12 protein-coding genes are annotated in these 15363 nt (G+C 72.3%); 3 read left to right on the top strand and 9 right to left on the bottom strand.

The window, feature by feature from the left end:
• Positions 1 to 112: 112 nt before the first annotated feature.
• The 4 genes from ACIOC1_RS31180 to rsmI all read right to left on the bottom strand — a co-directional run bounded on the left by ACIOC1_RS31180 (position 113) and on the right by rsmI (position 4154).
• On the bottom strand, positions 113 to 1258 hold the full coding sequence (locus ACIOC1_RS31180; protein ID WP_391043457.1) for a ubiquitin-like domain-containing protein: 1146 nt from the start codon (positions 1256 to 1258) through the stop codon (positions 113 to 115).
• A 146-nt stretch (positions 1259 to 1404) separates the two neighbouring features.
• A complete protein-coding gene (locus ACIOC1_RS31185) occupies positions 1405 to 2292 on the bottom strand; it encodes a TatD family hydrolase (protein ID WP_401310348.1) in 888 nt (295 codons plus the stop codon).
• Positions 2293 to 2327: 35 nt separating this feature from the next.
• A complete protein-coding gene (locus tag ACIOC1_RS31190; RefSeq protein ID WP_401857316.1) occupies positions 2328 to 2927 on the bottom strand; it encodes a hypothetical protein in 600 nt (199 codons plus the stop codon).
• A gap of 351 nt (positions 2928 to 3278) precedes the next feature.
• Entirely contained in the window at positions 3279 to 4154 is an 876-nt protein-coding gene (gene rsmI / locus ACIOC1_RS31195; RefSeq protein WP_355337951.1) for a 16S rRNA (cytidine(1402)-2'-O)-methyltransferase, read from the bottom strand.
• A gap of 309 nt (positions 4155 to 4463) precedes the next feature.
• On the opposite strand from rsmI, the gene ACIOC1_RS31200 reads away from it, so the two are divergent.
• The 3 genes from ACIOC1_RS31200 to ACIOC1_RS31210 all read left to right on the top strand — a co-directional run bounded on the left by ACIOC1_RS31200 (position 4464) and on the right by ACIOC1_RS31210 (position 8984).
• The gene (locus tag ACIOC1_RS31200) at positions 4464 to 6188 is read left to right on the top strand and encodes a phospholipid carrier-dependent glycosyltransferase (RefSeq protein ID WP_391043451.1); all 1725 of its coding nucleotides are present in this window, start codon (positions 4464 to 4466) and stop codon (positions 6186 to 6188) included.
• Positions 6189 to 6413: 225 nt separating this feature from the next.
• Positions 6414 to 8048 carry a penicillin-binding transpeptidase domain-containing protein gene (locus ACIOC1_RS31205; protein ID WP_355337948.1) on the top strand — a complete coding sequence of 545 codons (1635 nt, stop codon included), beginning with the start codon at positions 6414 to 6416 and terminating at the stop codon, positions 8046 to 8048.
• 90 nt (positions 8049 to 8138) lie between these two features.
• On the top strand, positions 8139 to 8984 hold the full coding sequence (locus ACIOC1_RS31210) for an EamA family transporter (protein WP_401857320.1): 846 nt from the start codon (positions 8139 to 8141) through the stop codon (positions 8982 to 8984).
• 3 nt (positions 8985 to 8987) lie between these two features.
• Here the strand turns inward: ACIOC1_RS31210 and ACIOC1_RS31215 are convergent, their stop codons facing one another.
• The 5 genes from ACIOC1_RS31215 to ACIOC1_RS31235 all read right to left on the bottom strand — a co-directional run bounded on the left by ACIOC1_RS31215 (position 8988) and on the right by ACIOC1_RS31235 (position 15190).
• Positions 8988 to 9920, bottom strand: coding sequence for an RNA polymerase sigma-70 factor (locus tag ACIOC1_RS31215; protein WP_401857323.1), 933 nt, complete (start codon positions 9918 to 9920; stop codon positions 8988 to 8990).
• A gap of 4 nt (positions 9921 to 9924) precedes the next feature.
• A complete protein-coding gene (locus ACIOC1_RS31220) occupies positions 9925 to 10914 on the bottom strand; it encodes an NAD-dependent epimerase/dehydratase family protein (RefSeq protein WP_401310361.1) in 990 nt (329 codons plus the stop codon).
• 156 nt (positions 10915 to 11070) lie between these two features.
• The gene (locus ACIOC1_RS31225; protein WP_401310364.1) at positions 11071 to 11913 is read right to left on the bottom strand and encodes an SDR family NAD(P)-dependent oxidoreductase; all 843 of its coding nucleotides are present in this window, start codon (positions 11911 to 11913) and stop codon (positions 11071 to 11073) included.
• Between the two features lie 4 nt (positions 11914 to 11917).
• Complete coding sequence (locus ACIOC1_RS31230; RefSeq protein ID WP_391162331.1) at positions 11918 to 13102, bottom strand: serine hydrolase; 1185 nt, start codon at positions 13100 to 13102, stop codon at positions 11918 to 11920.
• 291 nt (positions 13103 to 13393) lie between these two features.
• The gene (locus tag ACIOC1_RS31235) at positions 13394 to 15190 is read right to left on the bottom strand and encodes a glycoside hydrolase family 6 protein (protein ID WP_355337930.1); all 1797 of its coding nucleotides are present in this window, start codon (positions 15188 to 15190) and stop codon (positions 13394 to 13396) included.
• Positions 15191 to 15363: the final 173 nt, after the last annotated feature.

Raw genomic sequence — 15363 nt, forward strand, 5'->3', positions numbered from 1 at the left:
TCCACACCTACAACCACCACCGCACCCACACCGCACTCGGCGGCCAGCCACCCATCACCCGCGTCAACAACCCTCCAGGTCAATACACCTAGGGCCTGTCCGGCGGAAGGCCCTAACCGCCCAGGTGCCGCCCGCAGACCGGCCAGGGGGCCGCGCCGCGCTGGACGTACAGCTTCTTGGCCCGGTAGGTCTGCTCGGCGGCGGGGGCGTCCTGGGGGCGGCCCTGGCCGCCGATGCTGTGCCAGGTGTGCACGTCGAACTGGTAGAGCCCGCCATAGGTGCCGGTCGCGTCCACCGCGTCGGGTCTGCCGCCCGCCTCGCACTGCGCGAGGCCGCCCCAATTGAGGCCGTCGGCGCCCGTGACGGCGGTGGGCGGCGGTCTGGTGCCGACGCGTACGACCTCGGTGACCGGTTCGCGCGCGGTCACCGACTCCACGACGCGCGGGCGCTCCCGGACGCCGTTGACGGTGCGGTAGGCGTAGGTGACGCGGCGGACGCCGTCGCGGCCCGGCCGGTCCACGGCCTCGGTGCCCTGCGCGAGCGTCGCGTCGGTGTGCTTGCGGGTGCGGAAGGGGATCGGTTCCTCGCGGGTCTCCTGGTGGCCGGAGATCCGCAGCACCGAGACGGTCTGGCCGTCGCGGGGGAAGCTGTCGGCGTCCACGGAGGTGGCGTCCTGGCCGCCGAGGGTGACGCCCGCGTCCGCGACGGCCTGCCGGACGGTGGCGGCGTTGGTGCGCACGGTGTGCTCGCGGCCGTCGGCCAGGACGGTGACCGTACGTTCCGTGCGCACGTCGAGGAAGAGGCCGTGGCGGCCGATGGACGCGTCGCGGGAGGCGTTGAGATACGCGCCCTCGGCCCGTACGCCGAGCTGCCGCAGCGCTTCCGCGACGGTCTTGCCGGTCGTCCACACCCGCTGGTGACGGCCGTCCACGGTGAGCGTCAGCGGACGGCCGTAGCGGACCACCACGTCGTCGCCGTCGTGCAGCGCCTCGCCCGGCGCCGGCGCCACGATGTCGTGGTCGCCCACCTCGACGCCCTGCTCGTGCAGCACGTCGGCCACGTCGTCGGCGAAGGTGTGCAGCGTGCGCGGCCGGCCGTCCACGGTCAGCCGTACCGCCTTGTCGGCCAGCACGTACGCGCCGGTGCCGCCCGCCAGGACCGCCATCACCAGCGCCCGCGGCACGATCGCGCGGCCGGTCCGCCGGACGGCGGCCGCCGGATGGGCGGCGGCTCGGTGTGTGCCCTGCGTATTGCTCACGACGGCTCGCTCCACGGCTGCGGGGTTCCGGTGCGGGGAACCGGGAACGTAGCCGACTTGTCGCCACCGGCCAAGCCCTCGCCGTCACGTGGCGTCGTCACCTCCGGTCGCGCGAAGTCACCTGTCCGGGTGAGCGCGTGGAAACGTCAGTAGGCGAACGCCCTGGCGGTGTTGGCCGCGACGGCCGTCGCGAGGGTGTCCTCGTCGATGCCGCGGGCCGCCGCCATCGCACGCAGCGTGACCGGAATGAGGTATGGCGCATTCGGCCGTCCGCGGTAGGGCACCGGGGTGAGGAAAGGCGCGTCGGTCTCCACCAGGAGGCGGTCGAGCGGGGCGACGGCCACTGCGTCGCGCAGATTCTGCGCCGACTTGTAGCTGACGGTGCCGGCGAAGGAGAGGTAGAACCCTTGCGCCGCGCAGACTTCGGCCATCTCGGCGTCGCCGGAGTAGCAGTGGAAGACGACGGTGTCCGGGGCGCCCTCCTCGTCGAGGATGCGCAGGACGTCGGCGTGCGCCTCGCGGTCGTGGATGACCAGCGCCTTGCCGTGCCGTTTGGCGATGTCGATATGGCGACGGAACGAGTGCTGTTGGGCGGCGACGCCGTCGGGCCCGGTGCGGAAGTAGTCCAGGCCGGTCTCGCCGACGCCGCGCACCTGGGGAAGGGCGGCGAGCGCGTCGATCTCGTCGATCTCCCGGTCGAGCCCCTCGATGCCGCGCGGCGCCTGCGGGCCCCCGTAGGAGCCCTCGGGCGCTCCGTGGACGATGCGGGGCGCCTCGTTCGGGTGCAGGGCCACGGTGGCCCAGATCGCGTCGTGGGCGGCGGCCGTCTTCGCCGCCCAGCGGGAACCCGCGAGATCGCACCCCACCTGGATGAGGGTGTCGACGCCGACCGCGGCGGCCTGGGCGAGGGCCTGGGGAACCGTGCCCGGCTGCATGTCGAGGTGGGTGTGGGAATCGGCGACCGCGACCCGCAGCGGCTCGGGCGCCGGCGGGGCGGACTTCTTGTCGTCGGCTTTGGCGTTCTTGTCGGGCATGGCCCCGATCCTAAGGACGCGGGGCCGTCGTCCTGTCAGGCGGTGTCGGCTCCCCCGGACTGCTCATCGCGCTGGAGGCCGGGCTGCGCTCCGGGCTGGGTGTCGGGCCGCCCGCCGTGCTTGCCGTGCTGCTTGGCGTGCTTGCCGCGCTCCCCGTGTTTGCCGCGCTCCCCGTGCGGCTTGCGGTGCAGGAAGTGCAGGACCGACCAGTGGTGCTCGCGGCGCACACCGCGGTCGCCCCGCGGGTGTGCCCATACGGAGGCGACGCCGGAGACCTGCCCCGAGCGCATGATGCGTACGTGCGTACCGCCGCAGTTCAGGCACGCCGGGCGGGTGAGCGGTGACGGCACCCTCGCGCCGTCCGCGAGGTAGACGACGAAGGCGTGGCCGGACGCGTCCACATGGTGCTCGATCTCGTACGCCTGCTCCCAGCCGTGGCCGCAGTTCAGGCAGGCGAAGGCGTACGCCTCCGCCGCGTTCCGGCCCGACTCCTCGCGCGCGGCGGCCGCGCGGTCGGGTGCGGCGGCCGGGCCGTCGGGTGCGGGGGCGGTGACGGTCACCGTGACGGGTACGGCGGGCGTACCCGGTGCGGCGGCGGCGACGGGACGGGGATCGCTTCCGATGGTCTCGCTCATGGCAGCTCCTGCGTGCCCTCCGGACACGGTGTCCGGAGCGGGACTTTGCACCTACCAGCGAACGCCCGATTTGCCCGCTCCGCAGGAGATGCGCCCGACTCTTGAGCCAGATTTGGGCCCGTATGTGGCAGATGGCGGATATTGCTTTGCCATGCATACGGTTTAGGTTCTTACGGCGTCAAAAGGGCGGCCCGCCGGGATTGTGCGCCCGGGAATCAGGGCATCAGGCGGCGGATTCCGCGAACGGCGGTCGCCGGGCCGTCAGAAAACGGTTCTCGGCCCGCAGGCCGCCGCGCCGTCAGAAAACGGTTCTCGGCCCGCAGGCCGCCGGGCCGTGCGGGGTCCCGGTCCTCAGGCGCCCGGGGGCAGTTCGCCGGTCCGCTTGGCGGCGACGACGGCGTCGAAGACCTCCCGCTTGGGCAGGCCCGCCTCGGCGGCGACCGCCGCGATGGCCTCCTTGCGCCGCTCGCCCGCCTCTTCCCTGGCCGCCACCCGGCGGACGAGTTCGGCCGGGTCGAGGTCGGCGGGGCCGGGTTCCGGCGCGCCTTCCACCACGATGGTGATCTCGCCGCGCACCCCCTGCGCCGCCCACAGCGCGAGCGCCTTCAGCGGCCCGCGCTTGACCTCCTCGTACGTCTTGGTCAGCTCCCGGCAGACCGCGGCCCTGCGCTCCTCGCCGAACGCCTCCGCCATCGCCGCCAAGGTGTCGTCGATCCGGTGCGGCGCCTCGAAATACACCAGGGTGCGGCGATCGGCGGCGACCTCGCGCAGCCGCGACAGCCGTTCGCCCGCCTTGCGCGGCAGGAAGCCCTCGAAACAGAAACGGTCCACCGGCAGCCCGGAGACCGCCAGCGCGGTCAGTACGGCCGACGGGCCCGGCACCGCGGTCACCTTGATGTCGCGCTCGACGGCCGCCGCCACCAGCCGGTAGCCGGGGTCGGACACCGACGGCATCCCCGCGTCCGTCACCAGCACGACCCGCGCGCCGCCCTCCAGCGCCTCGACCAGCTCCGGTGTGCGCCCGCTCTCGTTGCCCTCGAAGTACGAGACGACCCTGGCCGTCGGGTGCACGTCCAGCGCGTGCGTGAGACGGCGGAAGCGGCGGGTGTCCTCCGCGGCGATCACATCGGCGGCGAGCAGTTCCGCGCTGAGGCGGGGCGGGGCGTCGGCGGGGTCGCCGATGGGGGTTCCGGCCAGAACGAGGACGCCGACGGCTGAGGTGGTCACGCCCCCAGCCTCCCACCTGCCCGCCGTATCCCCTCAATCGCGCCCAGCGCCCACCGCCCAACGCCCCGCGCCCCCCGCCCCGCTCCTCGGAGCCGGCCGCACGGCGCGTGACCAGGATCACGCCGGGGCCCTCGCCCACCCCCGCGGCCCCGGACGAACGGCATCGGCCCCGATCCCGGCCGCCCCACCGCCCGGAAACCGCCCGGATACGGCCCGCGCACCCCTGGTTACCGGCCGGGATTGCGGACAAACCCGGGCGGTGAGCCCGGACCTCATCGCTTTCTCAGGGGGTTTCCCTACGATGGGCCGGTGACAAGTGAGACCGCGACGCAGGACCGGGCCGACGAGGGCTTTCGGGTGGAGGCGGAGTCGAGCGCGTGGGCGCGACGACTGCGCCGGTTCGGCTATGCGGAACGGACTCGGATCGACACCCGCGACCGCCTCGTACCGCCGTTCCCCGAGCCGGGCACCCGGATGTGGGAGGCGCTCGGCCTCGGCCCCGTCGCGGCCCACCGGGTGGCGAAGTGGAGCGGCTGGCTCGGCCCGCTGCTGGTCGCCGTCTTCGCCGGGGCGATCCGCTTCTGGCACCTGGGCAACCCGCGTGACGTCGTCTTCGACGAGACGTACTACGCCAAGGACGCCTGGTCGCTGCTGAAGCTCGGCTACGAGGGCACCTGGCCCGACGGCAAGGTCTCCAACCCGCAGATCCTGGCCCACCCCCAGGTGATCCCGCTCTCGGACGCGCCCGGCTACGTCGTGCACCCGCCGATGGGCAAGTGGGTGATCGCGGTCGGCGAGTGGATGTTCGGGCTCAACCCCTTCGGCTGGCGCTTCATGATGGCGCTGATCGGCACGCTGTCCGTGCTGATGCTGTGCCGGATAGGGCGACGGCTGTTCCGCTCCACGGCGCTCGGCTGCGTGGCGGGCACCCTGCTCGCGGTCGACGGACTGCACTTCGTGATGAGCCGGATCGCGCTGCTAGACCTCGTCATCTCCTTCTTCGCGCTCGCCGCGTTCGGCTGCCTGCTGATCGACCGCGACTGGTCGCGGGCCCGCCTCGCGCGCGCCCTGCCCGTCGACGAGAGCGGTTACGCGGGACCCGACCGGCAGGTCGGCGACCGGACGGGCATGGGCTGGCGGCCCTGGCGGATCGCCGCCGCCGTCTGCCTCGGCCTGGCCTGCGCCAGCAAGTGGAACGGCCTGTACTTCCTGGCGGTCTTCGGCATCATGACCGTCGTCTGGGACATCGGCTCACGCCGCCTGGCCGGCGCCCGCCGCCCGTACCTCGCCGTCCTGCGCAAGGACCTGGGCTGGGCCGCGCTGACGATCCTGCCGGTCGCCCTGGTGACGTATCTGCTCTCCTGGTCCGGCTGGTTCCTGTCCGACAACGCCTACGGACGGCACTGGGCGGACGCCCGCGGCGGCACCTGGTCGTGGATCCCGGCCCCGATCCGCAGCCTGTGGCACTACGAGGTGCAGGTCTACGACTTCAACGTCAATCTCCAGACCCCGCACCCCTACCAGTCCAACCCCTGGAGCTGGCTCGTACTCGGCCGCCCGGTCTCGTACTTCTTCCAGTCCCCCAAGAACGGCGAGGACGGCTGCCACGCGGCGGCCGGCTGCTCCCGCGAGATCATCGCGCTGGGCACGCCCCTGCTGTGGTGGTCCGCCTGCTTCGCCCTGATCTACCTCGTCTACCGCTGGGCGATGCGCCGCGACTGGCGCGCGGGCGCCATCCTGTGCGCGGCGGGCGCCGGTTACCTCCCCTGGTTCCTTTACCAGGACCGTACGATCTTCTTCTTCTACGCCGTCGCCTTCGTCCCCTACCTCTGCCTCGCGGTCGCCATGATGATCGGCGCCTTCCTCGGCCCACCGAGTGCGAGTGAGGGCAGACGTATGTGGGGCGCGGTCGGCGCGGGCACGCTTGTCCTATTGATCATCTGGAATTTCATCTACTTCTTCCCGATCTATACCGGTATGACGATTCCGTACAGCAGTTGGCAGGCCAGGATGTGGTTCGACTCCTGGGTCTGACCGGGGTCCGGGGCCGGGGGCCGAGCGCGGGGGCCGAGCGCCGGGGGGCCGGACAGCGCTACGGGGCCGGGCTGAGTTTTCCTGGGGCGGGTGAGGGTCCCGGGAGGGCTGTTTCCATACGGACCCGTGCCCGGACTGAGACCTTCCTCCGCACAGGGGTCCCGTAGGGTGCTACAGCGCGCGTTCCTTGAACGCGTTCAAAGGGGAGGGGGAGGTCTCGTGCCCATGTCACGGGGTGTCAAGTCGGGGATCATCGGCACGGTGTTCGTCGGAATGCTCGTGGTCGCCGGGTACGGCGCCTACAACGTCTACGACTCGCTGGAGGGCGGCGGCGGGGGCGGCGGCAAGTCCGCGCGGCCCAAGCCGACGCCGGTCAACACCGCGCCGCCGAGCGCCGCCGAAGTCACCGACGTCGGGGACGACTTCCTGACCGCGTGGTCGTCGGGCGACATCACGCGGGCGGCGGCCCTGACCGACTCCGTGCGGACGACGACGGCCGCGCTCACCGCGTACAAGACGCAGGCCCATGTGACGTCCGTGCAGCTCACCCCCGGCACACCGGCGGCGACAACCACCACGACCATGCCGTTCACGGTGACCGCGCAGGTCACGTACGACGGCGTCACCACCCCCTGGAGCTACCGCTCGTCGCTGACCGTCGTGCGCGGCGCGAGCGGGAAGCCGGTCGTGCGGTGGAAGCCGTCCGTGATCAGCCCGGAGCTGGGCGACGGCGACCAGCTCGTCACCGGTCAGGCCAAGGTGCCCGAGGTGGATGTCGTGGACCGCAAGGGGCGGGTGATGGACCCGGCCGACTATCCGTCGCTGAGCCGCATCATCCCCGACCTGCGCACGCGGTACGCGGACAAGCTGGGCGACGGCACCCCCGGCATCGAGACGTACGTCCAGAAGGCGGACGACTCGGCCGGCAAGACGCTGAACGTGCTCAAGAAGGGCAAGCCCGTACGGCTGGACACCACGCTCGACGCCACGATCCAGAAGGCGGCCGAGAAGGCGGTGGCGGGCAAGGACAAGTCCGGGGTGACCGCCGTCGACACCACGAACGGCGCCATCCTGGCGGTCGCCTACGGCCCGGCGTCCGGCACCGACTACGCGTTGCAGGACAAGGCCGCGCCCGGCTCGACGTTCAAGATCGTCACGGCGGCGGCACTGCTCCAGCGCGGTCTGACGCCGTCCTCGCCCGCGAAATGCATCAATGGTGCGAACTACGGTTACGGCAAGGCGTACAAGAACGACGGCGGCATGAACAACCCCGGCGCCTCGCTGCAATGGGACTTCATGAAGTCCTGCAACACCGGCTTCATCCTCCAGGCGAAGACGCTCGGCGCGACCGGACTCGTGGACACGGCCGAGCAGTTCGGCCTGACGCAGGGGTGGAACATCGGCACCGTGTCCCAGGACCCGGTGGTGCCGGGCGGCACGGGGGACGAGCTGACGTCGGAGATGATCGGACAGGGCACTCTTCAGATGAGCCCGCTCATCATGGCGTCCGTCGCCGCGACCGCCAGCACCGGTGACTTCCACCAGCCGCGGATCGTCGCCAAGAGCCTCATCGAGGGCCCCATCGCCACCGCCTCCGGCATCCCGTCGAAGACGACGCAGTATCTGCGGCAGATGATGCGCGCGACCATCACCAGCGGCACGGCCAGCGGTGTGATGAGCGGATTCGGCCCCAACTCCGGTGCCAAGACCGGTTCCGCCGAGACCGACACCTCCGCGGAGGCCAACGGCTGGTTCACCGCGTACGCGGGCCATGTCGCCGCCGCCGCCGTCGTCCACAGCGGCGGTCACGGCAACCAGTCCGCCGGCCCCATCGTGGCGGCCGTGCTGCGCGCCTCCTGACCCGCCGATGCGTCCGTCGCACCGGCCGAACCGCCCCAGCCGTCTGAGCGGTCCGCGCCGTACGAGCAGCCCCGGCCGTTCGAGCCGCGGATGACGCCGCTGGTCGTCGCCGTCGTCCTCACCGCCGCGATCACGCACGCCGCGTGGAACGCCATCGCGCACGGCATCAAGGACCAGGTCCTCGCCTTCACCCTCGTGGGCGGCGGCGGGGCCCTGTGCGCCCTGGCCCTGCTGCCCTTCGCGGCGGTGCCGCACGCGGGCGCGTGGCCGTATCTGATCGCGTCGGTGGTCATCCACCTCGCCTACCAGTACCTGTTGATGCGGTCCTTCCAGCTCGGCGAGTTCGGGCAGGTCTATCCGATAGCCCGCGGCATCGCGCCGCTCGCCGTCACCGTGCTGGCGGCCGTCTTCGTCGCCGAACGGCCGGGGCCCTGGCAGACCGCGGGCGTCATCACCTCCTGCGCCGGACTCGGCGGCGTCGCCCTGTGGGGCCTGCGCGGCAAGCGCCCCAACTGGCCCGCGCTGACGGCAGCCGCCGGTACGGGACTGACCATCGCCGGGTACACGGTCGTGGACGGCGTCGGCGTGCGCGCCTCCGGCAGCTCGCTCGGCTACATCGCCTGGCTGCTGCTGTTCCAGGGCCTGGTGATCCCGGCCGTGGCATTCTCTGCGCGCCGCAGAGAATTGGCCGCGCAGCTAAGACCCGTCGCCCTGCGGGGCCTCCTCGGCGGCGCCCTGTCCCTCACCGCCTACGGCCTCGTCCTGTGGGCCCAGACCCGCGCGCCGCTGGCCCCGGTCGCCGCCCTGCGCGAGTCCTCGATCATCGCGGGCGCCGCCATAGGCGCGCTGTTCTTCAAGGAGCACTTCGGCCGTCCCCGTATGGTCGCCGCCGTGGTGGTCGTGACCGGCATAGGTCTGATGCTGCACGCGAGTTGACGCTCACCCGGACAGGCCGCGCAGCTTGTCGGGGTTGACCTGGAAACGCAGTTCGTGGATGCGGCCGCCGGCGGCGAGCTCGAAGGTGAGGGCGCCGGCGGGCGCGCCATGCAGGGTGAAAAGCACACCCGGCCGGCCGTTGACGGCGGCCGGTGCGGCGGTGATCGCGGCCAGTTCGGGCTTGCCCAGGACGCCGAGGACCCACCGGGCCACATGGTCGGCGCCGCGCAGCGGGCGGGTGGCGGCCGTCACCTTGCCGCCGCCGTCGGACCACGCGGTGACGTCCGGGGCGAGCAGCGCCAGCACCGCGTTGAGGTCGCCGCCCGCGCAGGCCGCGAGGAACTTCTCGGTCACCGCCGCGCGGGTGGCGTCGTCGGCGTCGTAACGGGAGCGGCGCGCCTGGATGTGCGCGCGGGCGCGGTGCGCGGTCTGCCGTACGGTCGGCTCCGAGCGCTCCACGGCCGCGGCGATCTCCGCGTACTCGTAGCCGAAGACCTCGCGCAGCACGAACACCGCGCGCTCCAGCGGGCTGAGCGTCTCCAGGACGACGAGCATGGCCATGGACACCGAGTGCGCCGTGTCGGTGCGGTCGGCGGCGTCGGGCCCGGTCAGCAGCGGTTCCGGCAGCCACGGGCCGATGTACGTCTCGCGGGTGGCGCGCGCCGAGGTGAGCCGGTTCAGGCAGAGCCGCGAGACCGTACGCACCAGGTAGGCGGTGGGGTGGCGGACGTCGGCGCGGTCGACGCGCGCCCACCGCAGCCAGGTGTCCTGGAGTACGTCCTCGGCATCGGCGACGCTGCCCAGGAGGTGGTAGGCGGTGGAGAACAGCAGCCGCCGGTCGCGCAGGAAGGCGTCGTCCTCGCGCGCGCCGCCGAGGTCGCCCTGTGGGCGCTCGTACGTGCCGCCCGTGCGCCGTTCCCCCGTGTCGTCCGTCATCCGCTCAGGCTGGCAGCAGCGGCCCGGCCCCGGCAACCGGCCCGGCGGCGATCGCCCGCACGCCCTGCGCGCTGTCGCGGTACGACGGCCGCCAGCCCAGTTCTGCCGCCGCCTTCGCGCTGTCCAGTTTCAGCCGGGTCCCCATGATCGCGCGCATCAGCGGGGTGGCGCGCAGCACCCAGGCCGGTACGGTCAGCGGGCGCGCCACTCCGTACGCGTCGGCGACCGCGCGGATGTGGGTGGCGAAGCCGAGCGGCCGGTCGTCGGCGATGTTGTACGCCTGCCCCGGCCGCCCCGAGGTGACGGCGAGCGCGACCGCGCGGGCGGCGTCGCCAGCCTCCACCCACGACACCTGGCGGTGGGTGTCGTCGACGACCGGCATGGTGCGCTTGCGGAGCAGCGGCAGCATCAGGGTGTCGGTGACGCCGGCGCCGTAGAAGAGGCCGAAGCGCAGGGCGACGCCCTCGACGCCGTCCGCGCCCAGGACCAGCTCCTCGTTGACGCGCATGGCGGCGACGTGCCGCTCCAGGTGCTTGTCGTCGCTGTGCGGCCCGAAGGGTGTGCCCGCCTCGGTGACCGGACCCTCACCGTGGTCGCCGTACCCGTAGCCGAACATCATCGACTCCGTGACGCAGCGCCACGCGCCGGTCGTGCGGGCCGCCTCCAAGAGGTGCCGGGTTCCGGCCGTACGCAGCGTATTGGTGCCGTCCATGTCCCGGTGCCTGGTCATGGACTTGCCGGACAGCGCGGTCGCCGCGTGCACGACGACGTCGAAGCGGAGCCCGTCGACCGCGCGCAGCAGCGCGTCACGGTCGAGGAGGTCGGCGCGGATGTCGTGGGACGCGCCCCTGCCGAGCTGTACCACCTGGTGCCCGGCGGCTGTCAACTCCTTCGCGGCGGAACGTCCCAGGACGCCGCTGCCGCCCGCCAGCAGAATCCGCAGGCCCCCGCCGCCCGTGCGCCGGTCGCTTCCCGTGTCCTTCGCAGCGTCCATGCCGTCCGTCCCTCGTCCCGTGCCGGGGCCGGACACACAAGCCGGCCGCCTCGTCGATGCCCATAGGACAAACGGCCCGGCGCCTGCGTGACAGAAGCGGAGGTGACCTGCGTCACTCTTTCCCGGCAGCGCCGACGGCGGCTCCCGCCGCGGCTCCTACGGCGCCTCGTCGTCGGCGGTCCCGGCCGACAGCGCGTGGGTGAACCCCGGATTCGCGGAGAGGATGCCGCCTTCGACCGGCAGCGTGACACCGGTGATCCAGGACGCGTCGGCGGAGGCCAGGAAGGTGACGGCGGCGGCGATGTCGGCGGGTTCGCCGACGCGGCCGAGCGGGTACAGCCCCGCGGCGGTCTCCAGCATGGACTCGCGGCCCGCCCACGCGGGCGTGCGGATGGTGCCGGGCGCGACGAGGTTGACGCGGACGCCGCTGGCCGCCGCGTGCACGGCGAGCGTGCGGGTCAGCGAGATCAGTCCCGCCTTGGCCGCACTGTAGGAGTGGTTGCCGAAGTACGACATGCCGTTGACCGAGCCGATGTTGACGATCGCGCCGCGCCCGCCGGTCGCGGCGGCCAGGTGCGGCAGCGCGGCGCGGGAACAGCGCATGGCGCCGGTCAGGGTGACGTCGAGGTCGCGCAGCCAGTTCTCGTCCGGCTCCTCGGTGAAGTCCTCGGAGTGATCGCTGCACGAATAGGCGTTGTTGACGAGGACGTCGAGGCCGCCGAAGGCCGCCACCGCGTGCGCGACCGCCGCGTCCACGGCCGTACGGTCGGCGACGTCGCACCCGACCGCCTCCGCCCGTCCGCCGTCCTCGCGGATCGAGGCGGCGGTGCGTTCGGCCGCTTCACCGTTGAGGTCCGCGAGGAGTACGGCGGCGCCTTCCGCGGCGAATCTGCGGGCCGTCGCCTCGCCGATGCCCCGCGCGCCGCCGGTCACCATGACGGTGTAGGTCGCGAATCGTTGCCCTGAATACGCCGCCGCAGCTGTCCCGTTACGCACCATCGGGTCAGCGTAGGCACTCCCGTACCGCCCTGACCAGGGCTTGGGCACGGGGATCCGCGGTGACGTTCTTCTGCATGCCGTTGGTGACGTAGCCGAAGCCGATTCCGCTCGCGGGGTCCGCGAAACCGAGGCAGCCGCCGCGGCCGGGATGCCCGAAGGAGCCGGGTGCCAGCAGCGGGGACGCCGGGCCGTGCAGCATGTATCCCAGGCCGAATCGAGTGTTGACGATCAATACTCGATCCGGCCCCTCGGACTCCACGGTCCGGGCGGCGGTGAGCGTGGCGGGCACGAACAGCCGCGGCCCGTCGGTCAGTTCCCCGATCAGGGCCGCGTAGAAGCGGGCCAGCGAGCGCGCGTCGGTGATGCCGTTGGCGGCGGGCAGCTCGCCCGCGCGATAGGCGGGGTCGTTCTCGTCGGGCCGCGGCGAGATCGCCCCGAAGGCGCGCATGGTCAGCGACTCGGGGTCGGCGTACGCGTCCTGCACGGACCGCTTGGGCCGGGCCCGCAGCGCGCCGGAGACGGCCGGTTCCGGCGTGACGGTCTCGGCGGTCCCGCCCACCCGGTGCGCCTGCCCCGGCGGCAGCCCCACCCACAGGTCGAGACCGAGCGGCCGGGCGATCTCCTCCGCGACGAAGCGGCCGACCGTCCGCCCCGACGCGCGCAGCACCAGCTCCGCGACCAGCCAGCCGTAGGTGTGCGCGTGATATCCGTGCGCCGCGCCCGGCGGGAACTGCGGCTTCTGCGCGGCCACCGCGCGCGGCCCCGTCGTGCCGTCGAGCGCCTGCTCCGGCGTCAACGCCGTGTCCAGCGCGGGCACTCCTGCCCGGTGCGCCAGCACGTCCCTGACGGTCACCCGCTCCTTGCCGTGCGCCTTGAACTCCGACCAGTACGCGCCCACCGGCGCGTCCAGATCCAACTGACCGCGCTGGTGGAGCAGCAGCAGACAGGCCGCGGCCACGCCCTTGGTAGCCGACCGGACGATCTGCACGGTGTCCTCGGCCCACGGCTTCCCCGAGGGCTCCCCGGCCGACGCGGCACCGCCCCACAGGTCGACCACCTTGCGGCCGTGCCTATAGAGCGTGAAAGCGGCGCCGACATCCCCCCGGCGGGTGAAATTCTGGGCGAAAGCGGTACGTACCGGCTCCCAGCCGTCCTCCGCCGTGCCGTGGACGTCCGTGAACGCGTCCATGAATGCCGCCTCCGCCTGCCGCTCCGCCGGTCCACCCGCTGCACCGAACTCTGCGGCACCCATGGTGCACGACGAAGATGCGCGTTCTGTAAACAGGCGGTGGGACGGGCCGTATACGCGGCCGAGCGCGGGCGGCGGGGCGGCGCCCGTTCCCCACGATCGGCGGCTGGGCGGCACCCGTTCCCCGCGGCATGAGCCGGAAAACCACCCGGGCCCGCGGCGGGCCCGCGACCCCGGCCGGAGATGTCCGGCCGGAGCGCGGGACCCGTCACGGGCCCGGTGGGGGGTCCGCTACGGGAGCGGCGGGTACGCGTTCTGCACGAGCTGGTGGAACTGCGCCGAGAACCAGGCACCCGCGAGCGGGGCGTTGGCCAGGGCACCGGTCGGGTTGTTGCCGTTGCGGGCGTTACCGGTGTAGGTCGGGTCGCACATCCGGTCGAAGCCCTTGCCCTGGTCGTTCGGGATCTGGGTGCTCGAACCGTCGGACTCACCCGGAGGCTTCACCCACACGTAGGCGTCGATACCGGCGGCGGGCGCCGCGGTCGGGCGCTCACCGATGCCGGCCCCGGACTGGTTGCACCAGTTGCCGGCGTGGATGCGGCGGTCGATACGGCCACCGTCGACGTAGGTGTCAACGGTCGTGGTCGCCCCGGGACCGGCGGGACGCGAGGCGCCGCCCCAGCCGTTGCGGGAGGTGTCGATCAGCATGCCGATGTTGGAGTTGAAGCCGTCCGACACCAGGAGGTTGCGCAGGGCCTGCGCGTAGCTCTGCTCATCGACGTATTGATTCCAGTCAACCCACTTGGACTGGCGAATGGTGGTGCCGTTCACGCTGTCCGTGACCTTGAAGTTCGGCTCCACGGTGGCGCTGTAGTTGGCCGTGTTGACGATGAAGCCCTGGACGTCGTTGACGGTGGCGCCACCGGTCTTCGCGGCCTTCAGGAACTCCTGCGCGGCGGGCGCCAGGTTGGTGTCCCAGCCGAGCCAGGCGTGGTGTCCGGCGTCGATGTAGTTGTACGTGTTGCCGATCGCGCCGAGCTTGGCGAGCGCGTAACCGACGCCGTTCTCGTAGTTGCCGTTGGCCTTCATCGTGGCGCAGGCGTCCGTCGAACCGGCGGTGCCGCCCGCGTTGGTGACCAGGTTGGGCAGCGAGTCGGGCTCGATGATGTTGACGATCCGCAGGCCCGCGTACTTCGGGTCCGACATGATCGCGGCGATCGGGTCGATGTACTCGGTCTTGTAGCGGCCGATCTCCGTCGCGCCCAGTTCGCCGTTGGAGGCGAGCGCGGCGCAGTCACGGCCGGGCAGGTCGTAGATGACCAGTTCGATGGTGAGCGGCTGGCCTGCGGCCTGCTGCACCGCCGCGTCCAGGTGGGCCTTGAGCCCCATGGCACCGTTGGTGCCCGCGATCGCCGCGATCCGGTCCAGCCACACCGCGGTGGACTGGTTGGCGATCTTCGATCCCCCGTCGGCCGCGGCCTTCGCGGACCAGTCCGGGTTCACGTAGCCCTTGGCGCCCGCGTACGGGTTGTCGACCCTGGTGCCGGGCGGCGGCGAGGTGGGCGGGGTGGTCGGCGGCGTCGTGGGGGGCGTCGTCGGCGGAGTGGTGGGGGGTGTGGTCGGGGGCGTCGTGGGGGGCGTCGTCGGCGGGGTCGTACCGGTGCCGCCGCCGCACACGACGCCGTTCAGGGTGAACGACGACGGCTTGGTGTTGGTGCCGCTGTACGAGCCGTTGAAGCCGAAGGTCGCCGTACCGCCGGTCGCCACCGCACCGTTGTACGACAGGCTCGCCGCGGTCACGGCCGCGCCCGTCTGGCTCACGGTGGCGTTCCAGCCCTGGGTGACCTTCTGATTGCCGGGGAAGTTCCAGCCGAGCTGCCAACTCGTGATGGCCGGGCCGGTGTTGGTGATCGTCACCTGCGCGGTGAAGCCGGAATCCCACTGGCTCACGTCGTAGGCGACCGAGCAACCGGCGGTGGCCGCCGAGGCGGATGTCGTACTCATCGCGGCGACCACGCCGCCTGAGGCGACGACCATCAGGCCGGCCGCGAGCGCGGCGGTTCTGCGTCGGACTGTCGGGACTGCCATGTGCGAACAACCTCCATAGGGGGGATGGACCCCTCGAAACGACTTCGCGGGGTCATGGGAGGTGGTGCGGTGAAGCATGGTTCGGTTACACGCTCTTAACGTGGGAGCGCTCCCATAGTGGGCAGGCGGTCCGCTCCTGTCAATGCTTGGCGCTACGTCCATGGAGTTGGTCC

Source organism: Streptomyces sp. NPDC088197, from assembly GCF_044741185.1.
Lineage (GTDB): Bacteria > Actinomycetota > Actinomycetes > Streptomycetales > Streptomycetaceae > Actinacidiphila.